The following is a 22,043-nucleotide window of genomic DNA, read 5'->3' on the forward strand; positions in this document are numbered from 1 at the left end:
GAGAGGCTATCCCTTTCTCTTTTATTGGTAGTTTAGTCAGTAATGGTATCTGCTCCTTCTTCCTTTGCTTCTCTTCTACGACGCAAGATCAAATAGAGGATGATGAGCAAGAAGATCAATAGCAAGAGCAAGATAAATAAGATGATATACCATATCCACAAAGGAATCGATGAGAGAAATCGTCCGAGCGACGAATCATCAAAGACACTATAAGGGAATGGTTTTGATTTTTTCGTATGGAAGGTGTTCTTTGGAACTGTATCCGTAATCTTGGCAACTACGATATGTCTCCCATTTGTTACGTCTAGGAAACAGGTACTGAGAAGAATGATATGGTCATTTGGCCCCAGTGTAATATCTCGTTTGTGGATGGCAACTGAGAGTAAGTGATCGATATATTCTTGGCGCCGATCATCCCCATTAATACCTGGATCATAGATGTTAAAGTCATAGGCATCGACCTCCAACATCTCAAAGATCTCGAGCCCTTTTTCCACACCATTGTAATATATACTACCGTAACGATGCTGGTCAAAAAATTCCTGATCAGCAAACTTAGCCACATCACCAAACATGACCCCATTTTCCACATGGTGACCGTAGATGATGGTATTAAAGTCTTCGAACTTGGATTCATTTCGAGCCTCAAGAAAAATAGCTCCTGTAGCTGCAAATTCTCCCTTGGAATCCTTGTTCAGGTATTTTTCATTGTCTTTGGCTTGAACTAAGGGATAGTCGATATTGGTGCCATAGACATTGATCCAACCGAGAACCTCTGGATTGACTTGCTGTAGCTTGTGAAAGCCAGAAAAACTAGCAAGCTCATCCTTCTCACTGGTACTAACAGGTCTATAAGCCTCATACTCACTTGACGAAGCCTGAGAATAAACCTGATTGGCATCCCAAAGGGCGTAGAAACCAAAGAGAAAGACTAAGGCTGCCAAGAGGAGCAGGATATGATTCATCAATGCATCTACAGCAAGGACCAGACGCCTAGACAAACTCCTTTTTGGTTTCTCACGCTTGATTTTCATCGGTCAAACCACTTGCTTAAGCTTGTCTGCGTTTTTTAGACAAAACAACAAATCCAGCCAAACCAAGACCAATCATCAAAATGAAAGGAAGGTTGTCAATCAAGAGACCAGTAGGGGTAACATTTGGCAAGCTATTTGTAATGGTATTATCATTTGTCTTTTCACCGACTAAAATACTAGTTTGAGTAAAATCAGCTGAAGCTGTACCCGTTTGATTCCTTATAACTCCATTTTCATTATATGAGGCTGTTGCTTTATAACCTTGAGATCCTGATTCAACTAGTTTATAGCGAGTACCTGCAGGTAGATTGTCAAATACCAAAGATTGATCATGGTGAAGGGTAATTGTTTTTTCTTTCCCATTCTCAAATGTATAAGATGTGGAACCAACTTGTCCGACAAATGTACCTTGATCGTCTGTTGAAGCTTTTGTAAAAGTTAACTTAAAGGTAAAGTCTTTTGTTTTATCAGCCGAATCACCTTCTACCAATTTTTTGATTACTAAAGATTTTGCGCCTGGATTGAAATTTTCTGGTTTAGGTTTATTTGGTGTTGGTTCATTTGGATTTGTGATTTTACCCGCATTTTTCCTGTAAGTATTTACAAATAAATCATATTTATAAAGTTCGCCCTTCTCAGATGGTTTTACTTTAGCAGTAGAACTTGTAGACACTAGTTTGAAATATACAGATGAAATATAAACACCTGAGCTTTGCTTATTTTTTACAATAACGTGCATTTCATAGCTACGATTATCATATGTCATAGAATCAATTGGTACGCTATTTTTCAGAATTTGTGCCCAACCAACATTTTGAGTTTCTGCTACAGTATAAACATATTCTCCGGCGTGTGTGTAGGTTACGCTTTCGAAAATATTTCCAGTATCTTTCTTAATACTAGTTTGATTTGGTTGCAAAAGATCACTTTTAGAATAAACTACATTCTTTGCAGCTATTTTTCCATTTGAATCAGAAATCGTTTCATAAGGTGCACCATTTGATGATGTACCAGTTTTTGGGGTGAAAGTAAATGTAAAAGTTGCTTCAGGTGTTGTAATTCCTTCCGCAATATTCAACACCTTATTAATTGAAACTTTTGCACTTGTTTCACCAGTTGCTTTGGCAGTTGCCACATCATTATCATCTGCAAATGTTGGCACTCCTCTAAAGACCGACAAGGCGGTTACAGCTGCAATACTTGCAGTAACTAATTTTTTCAAAAATGTTTTTTTCATGATTATTCCTTTTATTTTTAAATTTCTTTTTTCATAAATTGTCATCAAAAGCCCCGTCGCCTTAGGACTGTTACCACCTTGCCATGGGTATCCTGTATAGGAATGGTTCCAAAAGCACGGCTATCTACAGCCGTTGTTCGATTGTCTCCGAGGACAAAGAGTTGTCCTGCTGGGACTTTCATTGGGAAGGTAGCCCCTTCCTTATAGAGCAGCGTTTCTTTGTAGATATCCTGCTCTTGTTGAGGAGAACCGTTGATGATGAGACCATTTTCGTTTATATCGATCGTACTTCCTTCGGTTGCAATGACACGCGCCACTCTTTCCTTACCCTTATAACTATAGACGAGCAGATCACCAATCGAATAACGTTTATCCAACCTATAGTAGACAACCAAGTCGCCATCTTTTAAGGCTGGCTTCATGCCATCGTCATTGTATCTCAATAGTCCAAAGACAAAAAAGTAAAGGGTGGCCAGTACAAACCCAACCATCAGAAGCTTACTGACTAAGTAGAGGATATCTCCCCATACACTCGGCGGAGACTTATCCCGATTGACTTGTGTTACTGTTTTCTTATGTTTCTTTTTAAGTAGCATTATTTTCTCCTATGTACCACTAGATATCCGAGTAGGATTGTAAAGAAGATTCCCCCTAGAGGAAGGATTATTCCTAACATGAGTGTACTGCTGAGGAAGTCAACTCCGGTTTCAGGCACGCTATTCTTATTATTCGTGACTGTCGCGGACTTGTCTCCATCCAGCTTGCCTTCTTGATTTTCATAAGATACCTGATATCCACTAGAAGAGTTTGATTCCTCTTCTACGGTATAGTGACTATTGAGTGGAAGTCCATCAATTTTTATGGTTTGATCTTTGTTTAGATCAATAGACACTCGACCATTCGTAAATTGCAGAGGGGTTCTTTTATTATTTACCGTTGCAGTATAGGTTCCATTCAGTGGACTATTCTGAGCATCCCTAATGTTAATGGTAATCTTGAAGGATTTTAATAGGTTGGCAAATACACCCGTAACCTTTTTTGTAACTGATAAACTTGGAAGCTTGTGATTCGTGACAGTACTGGTCTCGTCTTTATTCAGATCGCCCTCTTGATTCTCATATGTAACGTGGTAACCAATTGTTGATGTGGCTTCTTCTTCAACCTTGTAATGGGTTCCTCGAGGAAGATAGCTTAGAATACCTTTCCAACGTTTTCGTTTTTCGACACGGATCTCCGCTTCTCCATTCACAACAGTTATATCGCCAAAAGTTCCATTCAATGGTGTAGAATCAGGAGAGGTTAGTTTTACCTTAATCCTAAACTCTTTGTTCAAGTTACTTTCAGCTTCCAACACTTTCTTAATCGTCAGACTTGGCAATTGTTTATAGATTACCTTGAAGGATGGTTTAGTTTCTGTACCAACATTTTTTATTTCTTTGGTAAAGGCTGGGACGTCCGGTGCAATTAAATCGTATTGATATCCTTTGGCAACTTTTTCAAAGTTCCTCGTTTCATTAAAGATATTTGTTCTAACATTTACATTAGTCTTTCGATAGTCTTGATTATCAGGACCTCCGTTCTTGTTCTTTTGAACCAGTTTCAGTTCAACATTACTCGGTTGATCAGCTGTAATAACAGTTCTCGCACCCGTCACACCTTGCCATTCAACTTCCACTGGTACCGTTAATGGATCTGAAGGCTTAAAGGTTGGGTTGTCAGAGTATTCTTTGGTCTTGGTTTGAGAGGTGCCTATTCCATAGGAATAGGTGACACTGGCACCTTTATTGGAGTAGAGTTTATTGACATCAGAACCTTCAGCATCACCAGCCTCTAGTTTTTTATCACCAGCAATGGCATCCAAAGCATCTTGACTAGATGTAACTTTAAATTTTAGTACATATCTAGCGCCATCTTCCAAGGAATAATTAGGAGAAAAATTAGCTGTAACCTCCACTAAACCTTCTGAACTTGTCTTGGTTTCAAAAGTTACTTGCTCGTTGCTTAATGTTTCACTGCTACCATCTTTCTCTTTAACGACACGAAACTCTGACGATCCGTTTGGTAATAGCTGGACATACTTAGAAAGAACATCCTTGATGGTCACGTGGTGGATTCCCAGTGGCAGAATCTTATCAGTAATATCTTTGAAACTGTCTTGTAACTGGTCTTCATCATTTGCAGAGAATATTTCATTTGGAATGGAGGCATTATGTTGCCTCATATAATATTGCAGACTGGTAATACTATCGACGTTATTTGAATAACGAAACTTAATGGAATAAAAACCATCTAGTTTTGGAGCGAGACTATAGGCTAGATTATTGATAGATCCATCTAAATTATTCCAGAACCATTCAGGCGCCGTTTCTGATCCATTCTGATTGTTATAGTTGTAAACTGTATAACCATTGTCATTGTAATACATATTGGCAAAACCATCTGATAGAACAATAACAACCTTCTTAGCATTAGACCTTGCACTATCTATCAATTGATTGGCAATACGAATACCTGCGCTAATATTGGTTCCTGTACCGATTCCTGATTCAGTCCCTATTGATTTGCCACCAGCAATTCTCATATTACTGACTGCAGTCTTTGAACCACTAGCATCGTTATTCCAATTTAAAATTGTTTCCGCATCATCCCATGGGGACACACCATCATAAAATGCTGTTCTCTCTTCATACGGCCAATACCGATACCCCCACTCCCATTTTCGGTAGTAGGAATTCCATGCTTGTTCCGCAAACTTATTATCAATCTTTCCGCCAAAACCTACCATGGATAACCGATTATTTGAATTGGATAGAATGGTATCAATTAAGCCCTTACGACCATTTGTTCCTTTTAGAGTATTTTTCAATGCGTCAATCCGACTGATCGTCCGTCCATCAAAAGATTGGACATCCTGATTCTGCATACTTCCTGAGAGGTCTGCTACTAAAACAACATCCAAGGGATCCGTTTGGGTCTCCGTTCCCAGTTTGGACGTGATATCCAATGACAACTCATACTTGTCATCCTGTCCCGATATCGGAGTAATTGTTTTATGAAGGGTTGTCTGAGGTTCTGTAGTAGAATCAGCATTTAACAGGCTTATCGGAGCACACAAAAAGAGAATAGCTAACAGTGTAACTAAACGGCGCGCAATAATTTGAACTTTCTTAAAATCGAAACGAATGTTCATTTTATTCTCCTTAACTAGAATGTACTAATATTGTTACTATATCAATCTAGGACATTTACAAGATAATTGTACAATAAAGTTCACGCAGTGTCAATTAATATGATTAATTTTATATTATATTAATCAATAAAAGAGTATGATTCTTCTTTGTCTTTCAAACTATTCTATGGTAAAATGAAAAAAGAATAAAAAAATCTCATAAAATATCAATGCATATATTTTATTCTAGAATATCCAAAATTTCATTTAAAAGTCTATTGAATTTGAATTATTATATTTTTTCAAAATTCATGAAATTTTCAGAATAAGGTTTTTCCGAAGTTTGCATTCTATTTTATGATTGTAAAAGGAGTTTTTATGACTTATCCGAACCTTTTAGATCGTTTTTTGACCTACGTTAAGGTCAATACGCGTTCTGATGAACACTCGACTACTACTCCAAGTACGCAAAGCCAGATAGATTTTGCGACCAATGTTCTTATTCCTGAAATGAAACGTGTCGGTCTGCAAAATGTTTACTACCTCCCAAATGGTTTTGCCATTGGTACCTTACCAGCTAATGATCCCAGCTTGACACGCAAGATTGGCTTCATCTCCCACATGGACACAGCTGACTTTAATGCTGAGGGAGTTAATCCGCAAGTCATCAAAAATTACGATGGTGGAGCTATCGACTTAGGAGATTCTGGATTTAAACTAGATCCAGCTGACTTTAAGAGTCTTGAGAAATATCCAGGCCAAACGCTTATCACAACTGATGGCACGACCTTGCTGGGTGCTGATGACAAATCAGGAATTGCTGAGATTATGACTGCAATTGAATATCTGACTGCTCATCCCGAAATCAAACACTGTGAGATTCGAGTTGGTTTTGGACCAGATGAAGAAATTGGCGTTGGTGCTAATAAATTTGATGCAGATGACTTTGACGTTGACTTTGCCTATACTGTTGATGGTGGTCCGCTAGGAGAACTTCAGTACGAGACTTTCTCAGCCGTTGCTGCTGAGCTTCATTTCCAAGGGCGCAATGTTCACCCTGGTACTGCTAAAGGACAGATGGTCAATGCCCTTCAGCTAGCGATTGATTTTCATAATCAACTTCCAGAGAATGACCGACCTGAATTGACAGACGGTTACCAAGGTTTCTATCATCTTATGGATGTGACAGGTAGTGTCGAGGAGGCGCGTGCAAGCTACATCATTCGTGACTTTGAAAAGGATTCCTTTGAAGCTCGTAAAGCGGCTATGCAGTCTATTGCGGATAAGATGAATCAAGAGCTTGGGAATGATCGCGTTAGCTTGACTCTGACAGACCAGTACTACAATATGAAGGAAGTCATTGAGAAAGACATGACACCTATTACTATTGCTAAGACTGTTATGGAAGATCTAGGGATTACGCCTATTATCGAACCAATTCGTGGTGGGACTGATGGCTCTAAGATTTCCTTTATGGGTATTCCAACTCCAAATATCTTTGCTGGAGGTGAAAACATGCACGGACGTTTTGAATACGTCAGCCTTCAGACCATGGAGCGTGCGGTGGATACCATCATTGGCATTGTATCTTATAAAGACTAAAAAGACGAGGTAGCTTAGCTACTTCGCCTTTCTTTTTATTCGTTTGGTTGAGCACTTAGCTCAGACTCACTTTGTGCTTGCTTTTCTGTTGGTTTAGAAGCATCTGTTTCACTGTCTTTCTCAGACTTAGATTGGCTATTAGTTTCACTTGCTTTTGAACGGAGTTCTTGGTTCAAGCTAATGATTTCTTTAGCTAGAGTGAGGAGACCTTCTTTATCACTGCTTTTGGCTGCAAGTTGATCAAATAGGGCATCAACACGTTCAAAGTCAGCATCGGATCCTTTGTTATCCTCTAAATACTTGTGAAGAGAGAGCAAGACATTATAGAGTTTTTGGTAGATAATCACCGTTTGTGGATCTTGTTCTGCTTCTTTTTTCTCTCGTTGGATAGTCGCTGCAATACGATTTAAAAGATCCTCAAGTTGTGTTTTAGCTTCGTCAAGGTCTGCATTTTCCTTCTCAATAGCCGCTTTGATATTAGCTGCTTCTTCAGCTAGGGATTGTTTGACACCATCTTCTTTGACACGTGCTAGGAGTTGGGCAGCTTTTGTTAGAAGAGCATCCACTTCTTCCTTCTTAACATGGCTAACCCGCTCTTCTGGCATAAAATCACCGTAGAGCTCTTTTAGGAATTCATAGATGGCGGTCTTAGCAGTTTGACTATCTACTTTTTCCGTATCTAGAATAGTCTTACCAGCTTTTGTAGAAACGGGTTCTTCTTTGAGAGCTTCTTCTACTTCTAGCTTAGTTTGGTAAATAGTTGGGAATAACTTGTTCAAGTCGGTTGCTTTGAGGAAAGATTGTGACTGGTAAAGTTCCCAAGTCAACTTGGCAACACGGTTCCGAAGTTCTTCTCTCAAACGACCATCAGATACATGTTCATAGAAATACTTGATGTACTCTACTGTTGTGACTCCTGTCCGATCTCGGAAATCTTGCAAGGCCTGAAGTTTCGCTTCAATGGCAGCCAACTCTGTATCATCCTGTGCTAGTTTCGCTTCCTGCAAATGTACCAAAAGATCTTTCTTAGGCAAGCCATAAGTATCTGTATCCAGTGTATTGATCTTATCTACAAGGGCTTGGTATTTCTTGTCCAAAGGTGATGTTTCGACTGGAGAAACACTTTGATCCACATGGATATACTGCTTATCAAAGAGATCCAAAGCTGCTAAGTATCCAGCAGTTGAATTGGTCGCTAATTTTTTCATGTTCTCGATAAATTGACCCAAAGCAAGTTCAACCCGTCTCTGCATGATAGGTTGGTCCTTGTAGAGACTTCTACTATCTGCTAACAGTTGATCAACTTTAGAAAGAACAGTCTGCTCGTCAAAAGCTCCAGGTTGATAGGTCGATTGTAGGGCTGGAATCTTGTTTTTCAAAGCCACTTCATAGCCCTTAGTTTGGACCTTGATATAGTGATTGTGGTCTCCGTGAGGAATCACAAAACTACCACTTTCTACCTGTAAACTATAAGGAGACACCCCATCACGTAGGGCAGTTGTATAAAGTTCATTTAGGAAATCAAGTTCTGGATTCCCAGTTTGGAGAGGAATACGAACATGTTCTTTTCGAACAGCATAGGGATGGATATGGGTTGGATCATAGGCTTGATCCGGATTTCCAAAGACAAAGAATCCATTTGAAATGCGAATCGCTTCGAGCGGAACCCCGTAGGTCTGTGAGATATACTTGATTTTTTCTTCATCGCTAGCATCTCTTGAGAAACTTTCCACAGTCTTTGCAAGTGGTTGAACGTGCTCAGACTGATGATTTTCTTTCAAGTGATCTTGGGCAGCTTTGATTTGTGCTGCAGTCAAGTCCTTCTTAAAGAAATAATGAGCGTGATCTCCATGAGAAACTACAAACCCTTGCTCATCCTCACTGATGACACGGTCAGCTGCAAAACCATGATCATGTTCTTCGCCGTGATGGTGGTCATGCTCCTCTCCATCATGGTCATGGTCTTCATGGTTGGTATTCTGACTTCCATGGTCACCGTCTTGGTCATGAGGATGATCTGGTTGAGCTGGATGTTCTGCTGGTTTGCTTGGATTTTCTAAAGGTGTTGGTTTCCCACTGTCGCTAGATAAAGGAATCATTCGCGCAATCTTTTCTTCCAAAGCAGAAAGCTTTGTATATGGGATGAAATGATAGTGATTTCCATGAGGAATCGCTACGCCACTTGGTGTTCTGCTTGAAATCTTAGCAGGGTCAAAAATCAAGCCATCTGATTCTGCATAACGTTGATTACTTGGAAGTGCATAGAGCTGTTTTAATAGATTTTGAAGGCTCTCGTCTGAATTGCTTGGTTTTTCAGTTTGTTGACTAGGATTAGTGGTTTGACTAGTTCCATTTTGACTTGGACGATAGTTAGTCACACTCGGTTGTTTTCTAGTTCCAGAGAGGTAGGCTTGAGCAGCTGCCAATTCGCTGGCAGACAAAGAACTCTTTGGAATATAGTGGTAATGTCCACCGTGAGGAACAATATAAGCATCACCAGTATCCTCTATAATATCAGATGGATTAAAGATGTAGCCATCATCGGTAGTATAGCGTCCTTGAGATTGAGCAAGCGCCACTGCACTGTTAGAAGTTGGTGCATCATGAGTATGACCTTGTTTTTGGCGCTCAATTTCGTCCTTCGTACGAATATTATCAGCATGTGTCGCATCCTTAAGGTAAACATAATACTTGCCATCCACCTTGATAATGTAGCCACCTTTGATTTCGTTGACAATGTCAGCATCTTTCAGTTGATAATTGGCATCTTTCATCAACAGTTCTTCGCTGAAAATCGCATCAAAAGGAACTTTCCCATTGTAATAATGGAAATGATCACCGTGTGAAGTCACATAACCTTGATCGGTAATTTTCACAACAATTTGTTCTGCCTGAATATCTTCTTTTTTGCTAACTTGATCTGGTGTTTGGGTCTCTGTTTTTTGAGAGTCTTGCTTCCCATCGACATAAGACACACGGTTATTATCTTTGTTTCCTTCTACCTGGTGTTGGTTCAATGCATAGATGCAAAGACTCAGGGAAAGGACTAAAGCCGATCCCGCCGCAAGATACTTTTTCTTAATTTTCATAATCTCCTCATTTTAATTCTTCTGCAAGAACATTCATATTTTCTTCTAGATTTTCTAAGTAAGTTTTGTCATTTTCAGGGTCTGCTTCCAAAGGATTGAGTGTCTTTAGGCTAACTCCTGTTGATTTGACCAAGGTCTCAGCGACTTTAGAAGAAGCATTGCTCTCAGTAAAGATGGTTTTGACCTTATAGGTTTTGACAAATTCTTGGATTTCTGTCAACTGTCTCGGACTCGGCTCTTGTTCAGGGGAAATCCCTGCTATACCAAGTTGTTTCAAACCAAAGCGTTTAGCGAGATAAGAAAAGGCTGTGTGTTGTGTAACAAAGGTCTTTTGACTCGCTTTTTCAAAAATAGGCTGGTACTTCTTAGTCAATTCTTGGGCTTTAGCGATAAAGTTTTTAGCATTCTTTTGATACGTTTCCTTATTAGAACTATCAATCTCCGAAAGTTTGTCAGCGATAATCTGAGCTTCTTCACCTGCTTTTTCTGGATCTAACCAAGTGTGAGGGTCGTAGAGTGTTTTTTCATCGATGCCGTCACCAGCTTCTACATCTTCTAAGCCCGGTACACGCTCCAAGGTCATTCCTTCAGAAGCTTCTAAAACTTTAACTTTTGAGTTTTTCAAGTTAGGATCTAGGCTTCCAGCCCAAGATTCGAGCGTATGAGAATGGTAGACAAAGACATCTGCATCATAGATAGCAGCAATGTCATTTGCTGACGGTTCAAAGGAGTGAATCCCACTACTTGACTGAATCATCCGTACGTCATTCAAGTCACCTGATACCTCTTTGACCATGGCATAGATTGGGTAAAAACTTGTTACAATCTTCATCCCTTTTGCTTCTTGTTTTTCTTTTTGGCTACATGCTCCTAAGACAAGAACCAAGAGACCTACCACTAATAATAGAAATGTTCTTTTTTTCATCGTTACTCCTTAACTAGTATTTAACCATTTAATTAACTAGTAAATAGTTTATCTTTATTTACACTATATGTCAAGATATTTTACATATTTTCATGAAAAAAATGAGAACTAGAACTTACATTCTGTTCTCATTTTCGATTTTAACTTTTCTAGTTCTCCTATCCTGTTTTTAGGAGTTAGAAAATGTTGTTACAACTACTTACTCTCCCTTAACAAAGCCAATAATTTTTCAGCTTCTGCTATAATAGTATTGTTGTCCTGGGAGCCAAATAGCAGGTTATTTTTTAAGCCAGTGAGAGTTTCTTTGGCATTGGACTTGATAATGGGGTCTTGGATCTTTGCAAGTAGCTCTTCAGCCTCTCTCAGTTTTTCTTCAACCTTTTCAGTTTCAACCTGAGGTTCTTCTGGTTCCTCTGGTGATTCTTCTTCTGGCTCCTCAGTTGGTTTTGGAGATTCTGGTTTCTCACTTTGAGGCTTCTCTTCGCGTGGCTTTTCTTCCTCAGGTTTGTCTGTCCGAGGTTTCTCCTCTGATGGTTTTTCCGTTTGATTGGTATCAGCTTGACCATTTTGGTTTCTTTGAACATGATCACTTGCATTGCCCCAACCACTATCTGAATGCGGACGTTCGTTTGGATGTTCGACATAGTACTTGACAGTCGCAAAGAGATCCTCAAGAGTATACCCCTTAGGTGCCTCATAAAGTCCTTCGTCAAACCACTCAAATTTTATGTTATGGTAATGATCATAATGAGGAATGATTAAACTACCGTTTTTAACTTCCACGGTATGTTGGAGATTGTAAGGCATACGATCAAGCGGCACCTTCTTAGCTGCTTTCACGCGGTTGTAGATAGCTTCTGCTCCTTTAGCCTCCGTATTTCCTGGATTCTGATGGTCTGTTGAAGGAGGAGTCAAACCTTTCTCTTTAGCATAAGCCTGGGCTGCCGCTCTTTCGGCTTCAGACAAACTATCTTTCTTAATCCAATGACTATGGGTCATATGTGGAGCTACATAGGCATCCCCCTCATCACTGGTGATATCACGAGGATCAAAGATATAGCCATCTTCTGTTGTATACTTGCCTGCCAACTTGGCTACCTGAATCTCATCATCAGTGTAGGCAATTTGCGCATTTGGTTTTCCTAAACGTTCTGGATGACGAATCGGTGCTAGAAAGGCCAAGATATCATCCACCAACTTGACTTTATCACTGCTTTCATCATTTAAACGTTCCAACAGTTTATCCAAAGCGTCAAAATCAGCTTGGCGCCCTTTATTATCAAGTAAGTCCTGATGAATTCTTGCTAGTAAATCATAAGCCTTATTGTAAAATCCTCGATCATCAGATGGGAGATTGGTTTTCTTAGCTCCGAGTTTATGAGACAAACTTTCTTGCTTGGCTAGTTTACTATCAATTGCTGCTGCTGTTTCTGCTGAAAGCTTCTTGGCAGGAATATAACGTGAGGTTCCATTCTCCTCAAAGACATAGCCGTCAGCTACTTTTCGAATAGCCTGTTTAACTAATTTTTCGTCAATTGGATTGCTTGGAGTTGGTTGAGGAGTTGGTGCAGGTTGCGGGCTTGGACTAGGTTCCGGAGTCGGTTGTGGACTTGGTTGTTCTGGTCTTGAATCCGGCACCCTATGGTTCGAACTGTACTGTAGAGGAATAATACGAGCGATTCGTTCTTCCAATTCAGACATCTGTGAATAAGGGATGAAATGGTAATGGTTCCCATGAGGCACAGCAACTCCTCTAGCTGTTCGACTTGTAATCTGTGCTGGGTCGAAGACAAGACCATCAGATTCTACGTGTCGTTGGCTGAGCGGCAAGGCGTAAAGTTGTTTCAGAAGGCTATCAATATCCTCATCACTCTGACTTGCTTGGTTATCGTCGCTACTGTTGTTAGCTGTGTTCGTGTTCGTATAGCTGTTGCCTTGATTATTATAGGATGGAGTCCATCTATCTACATCGCTGCTAGCACTGTTGTTATTGGTACGGCGATAAGTAGGCGTATTTGATTGGCCACTTCTACCAGATAGAAAGGCTTCTGCTGCAGCCAATTCGCTGGCTGATAACTCGCTCTTGGGAATGTAATGGTAATGGTCGCCATGAGGAACGATATAAGCATCACCAGTATCTTCAATGATATCGGATGCATTAAAGATGTAACCATCATCTGTGGTGTAGCGTCCCTGTGAACGTGCCAAGGCTACCGCACCATCGTTTGCTGAAGTCCCTCTTTCACGATGCTGACTATGTTCTTGTTTTTGCCGATTGATTTCTTCTTTCGTACGGACATTATCCGCATGGGATGCGTCCTTAAGGTAAACATAGTATTTTCCATCTACCTTGATCACATAACCGCCCTTGATTTCACTGACAATATCCTCGTCCTTGAGCTGGTAGTTTGGATCATTCATCAGCAACTCTTCACTGATGATAGCGTCATAAGGGACCTTGCCATTATAGTAATGATAGTGGTCGCCGTGCGAAGTAACATATCCTTGGTCTGTTATCTTGATGACGATTTGCTCCGCATTGATGCCTTCTTTCTTGCTAACCTCATCAGGAGTCAGATTCTCCGTTTTTTGCGCCGCTTGTTTTCCATCTATATAGGAAACACGATTATTCTCTTTGACTGTTCTAGCTTGATACAGTCCCAACTCGTAAGAACAGACACTTAAAATTAAAGCTGCCGCAGAACCAGCAAGGTATTTTTTATTAATTTTCATTGAAACTCACTTTCTTTTTTGATATTTCTATTTGCAATTCATTTCTAAATTGCAGAAACTCCTCTCTATTAATTAACTGGTTAATAGTTTACTCCTAAATTTGCAACTTGTCAAGAATTTTATGAACCAGTTAAGTATTTTTTTATTCTTCACCGCTACTTTCTCTAGAATGGACTTTATATAAAAAAGATTTTCTTGAAAATTCTTTAAAAAAGCCCCTGCAACTGAGTTGCAAGGACTTTTCGATTAATCAAAATTAACGTATTCTTTTTGAAGTTCAAGGACTTCTTCCATTGTTGAGCATTCTGTAAGGGCACGGTTTGCGTACTCTTCCATCTTAGCTGTATCCAATTTCTTCATCAAGCTACGCGTACGAAGTACAGATGTTGCTGACATAGAGAACTCATCCAAGCCCATTCCGACAAGAAGTGGAACAGCTTGTTGATCACCAGCCATCTCACCACACATTCCAGCCCATTTCCCTTCAGCGTGAGCTGCTTTGATCACATTGTTGATCAAGCGTAGGATTGATGGGTTGTATGGTTGGTAAAGGTATGAAACTTGTTCGTTCATACGGTCTGCTGCCATTGTGTATTGGATCAAGTCGTTTGTACCAATTGAGAAGAAGTCAACTTCTTTAGCAAATTGATCTGCAAGCATGGCTGCTGCTGGGATTTCGATCATGATACCAACTTGGATATTATCCGCAACTGCAACACCTTCAGCAAGAAGGTTTGCTTTTTCTTCGTCAAAGACTGCTTTCGCTGCACGGAATTCTTTCAAGAGCGCAACCATTGGGAACATGATACGCAATTGACCGTGAACAGACGCACGAAGAAGGGCACGGATTTGTGTGCGGAACATAGCATCTCCAGTCTCAGAGATAGAGATACGAAGGGCACGGAATCCAAGGAATGGGTTCATTTCGTGAGGCATATCGAAGTAAGGAAGTTCCTTATCTCCACCGATATCCATTGTACGAACGACAACAGGTTTACCGTTCATTCCTTCAAGTACAGCCTTGTAAGCTTCGTATTGCTCGTCTTCTGTTGGGAAGTCTTGAGAATCCATGTACAAGAACTCTGTACGGTAAAGACCAACAGCTTCAGCACCGTTGTCATTGACACCTTCAACGTCTTTTGGAGTACCGATGTTGGCAGCCAATTCAAAGTGTTTGCCATCAGCAGTTACTGTTTTAGCATCTTTCAAGAGAGCCCATTCAGCTTTTTGTTTCGCATAAGCTTCACCAGCAGCCTTGAATTCAGCCGCTTGCTCATCAGTTGGATTGATAATAACCTCACCTGTGATACCGTTAACGGCAAGAATATCACCGTCTTTAACGATTTCAGTGATGTTGTTTGTTCCCAATACTGCTGCAATTTCAAGTGTACGCGCCATGATAGCAGAGTGGCTTGTACGTCCACCAATGTTGGTTACAAAAGCTTTTACAAAGTTTTTGTCCAATTGAGCTGTATCTGAAGGAGTCAAGTCATGCGCAATCACAATCACTTCTTCATTGATAGAAGCTGGGTTTGGCAATTTTTTACCAAGGAGGTTGGCCAATACACGTTTTGTCACGTCGCGGATATCCGCAGCGCGTTCTTGCATGTATGGGTTGTCTTCCATGCCTTCAAAGATAGTGATAAACATGTCTGTTACTTCTTTCAGACCTGCTTCTGCATTCACTTTCTTCGCACGGATTGTTTCCTTGATTTGGCTGATCATTTCTGGGTCAGCAAGAACCATTAAGTGAGCGTCAAAAACTTGAGCTGCTTCTTCACCGAGCGTACCTACTGCTTTCTCGCGAATAACAGAAAGCTCGTCTTGTGATGCCTGTAGAGCGGCATCAAGGCGAGCTTCTTCTGCGTTTGTATCTTCGACTGTAATAGTCTCAAATGACAAATCCGGTTGAACGAGTAGATATGCTTTTGCAACTGCAACACCGTCAGATGCTGCGATTCCTTTAAGCATTTCTGTCATTTTCCTTATGCCAATCCTTCTTTTTCCATAGTTTCAGTGATAGCAGCGATTGCGTCGTCAGCATCTGCACCTTCAGCTGAAATTGTAACGTCAGCACCTTGGCCAACACCAAGACTCATAACACCCATGATAGATTTAAGATTTACTGATTTACCTTTGTATTCAAGAGTGATATCTGAAGCAAATTTGCTAGCTGTTTGAACCAACAATGTTGCTGGACGCGCGTGAATACCTGTTTCTGCCACTACGTGGAAATCTTTAGAAGCCATAGTTTGACTCTCCTTTAGTTATTTCTTTTTTGAGTTATATGTGATAACCCTTACAAGACTGTATTATATCACCTTCTAGATAATTTTTCAAGTATTTTATGGACTTTTACTGAAAATGAAATTACTTCTTTTTCTATTAAATGAGCACTCTAGTAACTAAATAGCATATCTAAACACTAATTGTTCAAAGAATGTCATCATCAAAATTCAATTTTCAAAGCTATTTTCCCTTAATACCAATCAGAGGACAATCCTAGTAAATAATGAAATAATACTATTTAACTATAATTAATATAACTCAGTAAATCCATTATTTGAAAAGACTTCATCAAATCCTGAAATTCTAAAACCTACTCTTACCATCAACAGTAGAGAATTTATCCAATTTGCTACTTAAAGTAAAATAAGTTTGTAGCCCCTAACAGTAAAAAGGTAGATATATCTAAGTGGTATAAGTAGAACTAAAACTTTGATTGATTCCATTCAAATAAAGTATCCAACCAATCAAAAACGACATTATGGGCGAGTCTTAGATTATTGACTTGGCAATGAGCGTCCGCACCACTTTCCGCCTCAAATACTTGAAGTTTAGTTTGTTGATTTTTAGATTTAAGTTCTTCATAAATCACCTTAGTTTGATGCTGCAGTTCAGCACCCTCACCCTTTCCCATGATAAAAAGGCATGGGCATTGAATTTTTTGGTAATCCACAATCTTTGCATGGTTAAATACATCATCAATAGCACTCTTAAAATCAGAAGTACCAAACTGCCATGCATACTTTTTAAGATTTAAATTTGCTGATTCATTCCAATTTCCAGCTAATTTTAAAATGGCATTTATTAACCAACTAGGTGCTTTCAAACTTGATCCAAATTCTTTTCTGAAAAGTTCTGCAACGTCGTAAATAGGGGTACTAGCAATCCAAGCATGAATTCTTGGATCCTTTTCGACAGCTTGTGCAGTAAAATATCCCCCTCCGCTGACACCATAAATAGCTAAATAATTTAGTTTAGGATTTCTATTTTCCAACCAGTCTATGCATAATGAAATTGGAATAGAAGCATCCACATCAAAGACCAGCCCTCTACTAGGATTGCTCCCTTGACCAGGAAGATCAACCATTAAAACATTATAATTTCGTATCCATCCAGGATATCCTGCAAAGTAAAATAAATCTTCGCGATAAGTATCACCTCCACCAATCATGATTATCGTTGGGCAATTATCGTCGCTATGAAGATAATAACCAGGCAAGTAAGAACCCTGATAGGGAATAGTTAATTTTTCAATCGGTGCACCTAGTGAATGAATTGCACTAGAAAACACCTTCTCCATTTGACGAACGGTCGGTAAATACTCTTCAGAAAATGGATCGGTAAATTGGATTGCCGAGCGAAGTGAGTAGGTCTGTGCAAGATAATACTGCGCCTTTGTTTGTTCACTCAATCCTGAATTACTTGCTTCTTGTTCAAGGTAGTTTACATGCGATAAAAATACATTTTTCCAGTCATCAGGCTTTGGTGAGTTCCCCAATCTTTGAGCAAGATAATAAAGCTCTCCATGAGAGAAACCAAAAATTTCACCGATTCCTAACAACCAATTGAAGAAAAAATCCGTATCACCATTCTTAAAAAATATTTGAGTCGATTGCCGTTTTAAAATAACATCATTTTCTTTCACCACGCGCCTCCTAATTCTGTGTTCTTTCATTCATTTAATCTAATTATAATCTGATAACATTCTCTATCAAACAAAAGCATTCAGATATCCATTTTTTAATCTTATAATCACAGATAGTGTATCACATAAAATGAACTTTTTCAAACATTGTATTTATATACTCCTTATGAAAGGATACGAAACTCATAAGTATCCTATATAAAATTAACCAATGATCCATTTTTATGAATACATCATAATCTGTCATTTCCACTTTGGTTATATTTTAGATATTCTAATACAAAATATTGGGACATCTTGTGTAGAAAATTTCTTTTTTTCGTAAATATTACAGTTTCTATTTTATTAAAGTATTGTCTCAGCTAGACTTATTCCTGTTCTTACGATTTTTGCTATTTTCTTCGTTTTCCTTTCTGATAACTTGCTGAAAATCTTCTATTTATCTTACCAATATACAGTATATAGTTTTTTTGTTTTGATAAACTTTGATAGTTCAATGAAAACCCAATTTTACACTCTGACAAAACACTATATCTTGTGCTTTGTTTTTGAAACTGTAACTTTTTAGCACAAGATTTAGTTTAAAAAGTTTGACAAAGTTTTTTTTTCTGATATACTAAGAAAGTAATCAATTTTGAAAGAGGAGTTACGAAAATGGTAACCGTTTATTCTAAAAACAACTGTGTCCAATGTAAGATGACCAAGCGTTTCTTGGACAGCAACAATGTCACTTATCGTGAGATCAATCTCGACGAGCAACCAGAGTACATCGATCAAGTTAAAGAGCTCGGTTTCAGCGCTGCTCCTGTTATCCAAACACCAACTGAAGTCTTTTCAGGCTTCCAACCAGGAAAACTGAAACAATTAGCATAATCTTAGTACATCATCCAGAAGAAATTGCTTCTAGGGCTAACTTAGAAGCCTTTCTTTTGTAATTAGATAAAGGAAATTTTATGGGATTAAAACATCTTGAGGACGTAACTTACTTCCGTCTCAATAACGAAATCAACCGTCCTGTCAATGGACAAATCATGCTTCATAAAGATAAGGAAGCCTTGGATGCCTTCTTTAAAGAAAATGTAGTTCCAAATACAATGTTTTTTGATTCAATTACTGATAAAATCAACTACCTCATTGAACACAACTACATTGAAACTGCATTTCTTAAGAAATACCGTCCAGAGTTTTTGGAAGAATTGCATCAATTTATCAAGGACCAAAACTTCCAATTCAAATCATTCATGGCAGCATACAAGTTTTACAATCAATATGCCTTGAAAACTAATGATGGGGAATACTATCTTGAGAGCATGGAAGACCGCGTCTTCTTTAATGCGCTTTATTTTGCTGATGGTGATGAAGCTGTTGCGATTGATATCGCCAATGAAATCATCCACCAACGCTACCAACCTGCTACTCCTTCCTTTTTGAACGCAGGTCGTGCTCGTCGTGGGGAGTTGGTATCTTGCTTCTTGATCCAAGTAACGGATGATATGAACTCTATTGGACGTTCTATCAACTCAGCTCTTCAACTTTCACGTATCGGTGGTGGTGTGGGAATTAGCCTCAGCAACCTTCGTGAAGCGGGCGCACCTATCAAGGGTTATGAAGGAGCCGCTTCTGGTGTCGTACCAGTTATGAAACTTTTCGAAGACAGCTTCTCTTACTCAAACCAATTGGGTCAACGTCAAGGGGCTGGGGTTGTCTACCTCAATGTCTTTCACCCAGATATCATCGCTTTCCTTTCAACTAAGAAAGAAAATGCCGATGAAAAAGTCCGTGTTAAGACCCTCTCACTTGGAGTTGTGGTGCCCGATAAATTCTACGAATTAGCTCGTAAAAATGAAGAAATGTACCTCTTCAGCCCTTACTCTGTAGAGCTTGAATATGGTGTGCCGTTCAACTACATCGACATCACTGAAAAATATGATGAATTAGTTGCAAATCCAAGTATCCGCAAGACAAAAATCAAGGCGCGTGATTTGGAAACGGAAATCTCTAAATTGCAACAAGAGTCTGGCTATCCCTATGTAGTCAATATCGATACGGCTAACCGTGCAAATCCTGTTGATGGAAAGATTATCATGAGTAACTTGTGTTCTGAGATTCTTCAAGTCCAAGAACCAAGCTTGATCAACGATGCTCAAGAATTCCTTCAAATGGGAACGGACGTTTCATGTAACCTTGGATCAACCAACGTGGTCAACATGATGACGTCACCTGACTTTGGTCGTTCTATTCGCGCTATGGTTCGTGCCCTTACTTTCGTTACAGATAGTTCACACATCGTAGCTGTCCCTACTATCGACCACGGAAACAGTTTAGCTCACACCTTTGGTCTTGGTGCCATGGGGCTTCATAGCTACCTTGCCCAACAACTCATCGAATACGGATCTCCTGAGTCAATTGAATTTACAAGCATCTACTTTATGCTTATGAACTACTGGACCTTGGTTGAGTCAAACAATATCGCCCGCGAACGTGGTATCACCTTCCACAACTTTGAAAAATCAGACTATGCTAACGGTAGCTACTTTGACAAGTATGTAACTGGCGAATTTGTTCCAAAATCAGGCCGTGTTAAAGAACTCTTTAAAGATGTCTTTATTCCAAGTGCTGCTGATTGGGCTGAACTTCGCGAAAAGGTTCAAGCAGATGGTCTTTATCACCAAAACCGTCTAGCTGTTGCTCCAAATGGTTCTATCAGCTACATCAATGACGTTTCTGCTTCTATCCACCCGATTACACAACGTATCGAAGAGCGCCAAGAGAAGAAAATCGGTAAAATCTACTATCCTGCTGCAGGTTTGTCAACAGATACTATCCCTTACTACACTTCTGCTTACGACATGGATATGCGTAAGGTGATTGATGTTTACGCGGCTGCAACTGAACACGTGGATCAAGGACTTTCACTCACTCTCTTCATGCGTAGTGACATTCCAAAAGGTCTTTACGAATGGAAGAAAGAAAACAAACAAACGACACGTGACCTGTCAATCCTTCGTAACTATGCCTTTAACAAGGGTATCAAGTCTATCTACTACGTCCGTACCTTTACAGATGACGGTGGGGAAGTTGGTGCTAACCAATGTGAAAGCTGTGTGATTTAATTTTTATCTGGGGCAACCACATTTTCTCAGACTACTGATTAAGTTCCCCATCATACAAAACTTGATAAGTATCTTAAATACTATGAAAAACTAAAAAGTCGGTCTTCCGACTTTTTGTGCGATACTCCTCTCAGACTATGATAAAATAGAGATGATTCGACAATCGCATTATTACATACAGAAAGAGATTTCAAATGGAAACTTACTACAAAGCCATTAACTGGAATGCCATCGAGGATGTCATCGACAAATCAACTTGGGAAAAGCTGACGGAACAATTCTGGCTCGATACGCGTATCCCCTTGTCAAATGACCTAGACGACTGGAGAAAACTATCAAACAAAGAAAAAGACTTAGTAGGAAAAGTCTTTGGTGGTTTGACCCTTTTGGATACCATGCAATCTGAAACAGGAGTTCAGGCGCTTCGATCAGACATCCGTACACCGCATGAAGAAGCTGTTTTCAACAACATCCAGTTTATGGAATCTGTCCACGCAAAATCTTACTCTTCTATCTTTTCAACCTTGAATACCAAGGCTGAAATCGAAGAAATCTTTGAATGGACCAACACTAACCCCTACCTACAAAGAAAAGCGGAAATTATCAATGAAATCTATCTCAATGGTAGCCCACTAGAAAAGAAAGTTGCCAGTGTTTTCCTTGAAACCTTCCTCTTCTACTCTGGTTTCTTTACACCGCTTTACTATCTTGGTAACAACAAACTAGCCAACGTTGCAGAAATCATCAAACTGATCATTCGTGATGAGTCTGTTCACGGAACTTATATTGGTTACAAATTCCAACTTGGTTTTAACGAATTGCCTGAAGAAGAGCAGGAAAAACTTAAAGAATGGATGTACGACCTTCTCTACACTCTCTACGAGAACGAAGAGGGCTATACAGAAAGCCTCTATGACGGTGTTGGCTGGACTGAGGAAGTTAAAACCTTCCTTCGCTACAATGCCAATAAGGCCCTTATGAACCTAGGACAAGATCCACTCTTCCCAGATTCAGCTGATGATGTCAATCCAATCGTTATGAACGGTATTTCAACAGGAACTTCTAACCACGACTTCTTCTCTCAAGTCGGAAATGGTTACCTCCTTGGTGAAGTTGAAGCCATGCAAGACGAGGATTACAACTACGGTTTAGACTAATTTGGCCGATCATTCAGAATATCATGGTTTGTTTAAAACAACCATGATATTTT

General features: G+C 39.5%; 14 protein-coding genes. 4 read left to right on the forward strand and 10 right to left on the reverse strand.

All coding sequences use genetic code 11. The features are described 5' to 3' along the window. Positions 1-32 precede the first annotated feature (32 nt). From srtB to pitA, 4 genes are read right to left on the reverse strand one after another with little or no spacing between them, the layout of a single operon-like run. The gene (srtB, locus tag PCY17_RS06985) at positions 33-1,034 is read right to left on the reverse strand and encodes a class B sortase (protein WP_301392270.1); all 1,002 of its coding nucleotides are present in this window, start codon (positions 1,032-1,034) and stop codon (positions 33-35) included. 16 nt (positions 1,035-1,050) lie between these two features. Next, positions 1,051-2,316, reverse strand: a complete 1,266-nt coding sequence (locus PCY17_RS06990) for an FctA domain-containing protein (protein ID WP_301392271.1) — start codon at positions 2,314-2,316, stop codon at positions 1,051-1,053. After that, on the reverse strand, positions 2,316-2,867 hold the full coding sequence (sipA, locus tag PCY17_RS06995) for a PI-2 pilus system signal peptidase SipA (RefSeq protein WP_000924790.1): 552 nt from the start codon (positions 2,865-2,867) through the stop codon (positions 2,316-2,318). The genes PCY17_RS06990 and sipA overlap by 1 nt, the downstream gene beginning before the upstream one ends. Continuing rightward, positions 2,867-5,461 carry a PI-2 pilus tip adhesin PitA gene (gene pitA, locus PCY17_RS07000; RefSeq protein ID WP_301392272.1) on the reverse strand — a complete coding sequence of 865 codons (2,595 nt, stop codon included), beginning with the start codon at positions 5,459-5,461 and terminating at the stop codon, positions 2,867-2,869. Before pitA ends, sipA begins: the two co-directional genes overlap by 1 nt. Before the next feature lie 357 nt (positions 5,462-5,818). Here pitA and pepT point away from each other — a divergent pair, with 357 nt between their 5' ends. Continuing rightward, on the forward strand, positions 5,819-7,042 hold the full coding sequence (gene pepT, locus PCY17_RS07005; RefSeq protein ID WP_084880673.1) for a peptidase T: 1,224 nt from the start codon (positions 5,819-5,821) through the stop codon (positions 7,040-7,042). 35 nt (positions 7,043-7,077) lie between these two features. On the opposite strand, the gene PCY17_RS07010 is transcribed toward pepT, so the two are convergent. The 6 genes from PCY17_RS07010 to PCY17_RS07035 form a co-directional block, all read right to left on the reverse strand. Further along, the gene (locus PCY17_RS07010) at positions 7,078-10,131 is read right to left on the reverse strand and encodes a pneumococcal-type histidine triad protein (RefSeq protein ID WP_084880671.1); all 3,054 of its coding nucleotides are present in this window, start codon (positions 10,129-10,131) and stop codon (positions 7,078-7,080) included. 7 nt (positions 10,132-10,138) lie between these two features. Beyond that, positions 10,139-11,056: a zinc ABC transporter substrate-binding protein gene (locus PCY17_RS07015; RefSeq protein WP_000747426.1), complete on the reverse strand. Its 918-nt coding sequence runs from the start codon at positions 11,054-11,056 to the stop codon at positions 10,139-10,141. Positions 11,057-11,251: 195 nt separating this feature from the next. Beyond that, positions 11,252-13,789, reverse strand: a complete 2,538-nt coding sequence (locus PCY17_RS07020; RefSeq protein ID WP_301392273.1) for a pneumococcal-type histidine triad protein — start codon at positions 13,787-13,789, stop codon at positions 11,252-11,254. 246 nt (positions 13,790-14,035) lie between these two features. Further along, positions 14,036-15,769, reverse strand: coding sequence for a phosphoenolpyruvate--protein phosphotransferase (gene ptsP / locus PCY17_RS07025; protein ID WP_000138129.1), 1,734 nt, complete (start codon positions 15,767-15,769; stop codon positions 14,036-14,038). Between the two features lie 5 nt (positions 15,770-15,774). Then, the gene (locus tag PCY17_RS07030; RefSeq protein WP_000146948.1) at positions 15,775-16,038 is read right to left on the reverse strand and encodes a phosphocarrier protein HPr; all 264 of its coding nucleotides are present in this window, start codon (positions 16,036-16,038) and stop codon (positions 15,775-15,777) included. Positions 16,039-16,499: 461 nt separating this feature from the next. After that, positions 16,500-17,720 carry a S9 family peptidase gene (locus tag PCY17_RS07035; RefSeq protein WP_000661899.1) on the reverse strand — a complete coding sequence of 407 codons (1,221 nt, stop codon included), beginning with the start codon at positions 17,718-17,720 and terminating at the stop codon, positions 16,500-16,502. 654 nt (positions 17,721-18,374) lie between these two features. On the opposite strand from PCY17_RS07035, the gene nrdH reads away from it, so the two are divergent. From nrdH to nrdF, 3 genes are all read left to right on the forward strand, one after another. After that, positions 18,375-18,593, forward strand: a complete 219-nt coding sequence (nrdH, locus tag PCY17_RS07040; RefSeq protein WP_049500732.1) for a glutaredoxin-like protein NrdH — start codon at positions 18,375-18,377, stop codon at positions 18,591-18,593. A gap of 80 nt (positions 18,594-18,673) precedes the next feature. Further along, on the forward strand, positions 18,674-20,833 hold the full coding sequence (gene nrdE / locus PCY17_RS07045; RefSeq protein WP_301392274.1) for a class 1b ribonucleoside-diphosphate reductase subunit alpha: 2,160 nt from the start codon (positions 18,674-18,676) through the stop codon (positions 20,831-20,833). Positions 20,834-21,027: 194 nt separating this feature from the next. Further along, a complete protein-coding gene (gene nrdF, locus PCY17_RS07050; RefSeq protein WP_000451378.1) occupies positions 21,028-21,990 on the forward strand; it encodes a class 1b ribonucleoside-diphosphate reductase subunit beta in 963 nt (320 codons plus the stop codon). The last annotated feature ends 53 nt before the right edge of the window (positions 21,991-22,043 follow it).

The organism is Streptococcus sp. SO2, from assembly GCF_030440025.1.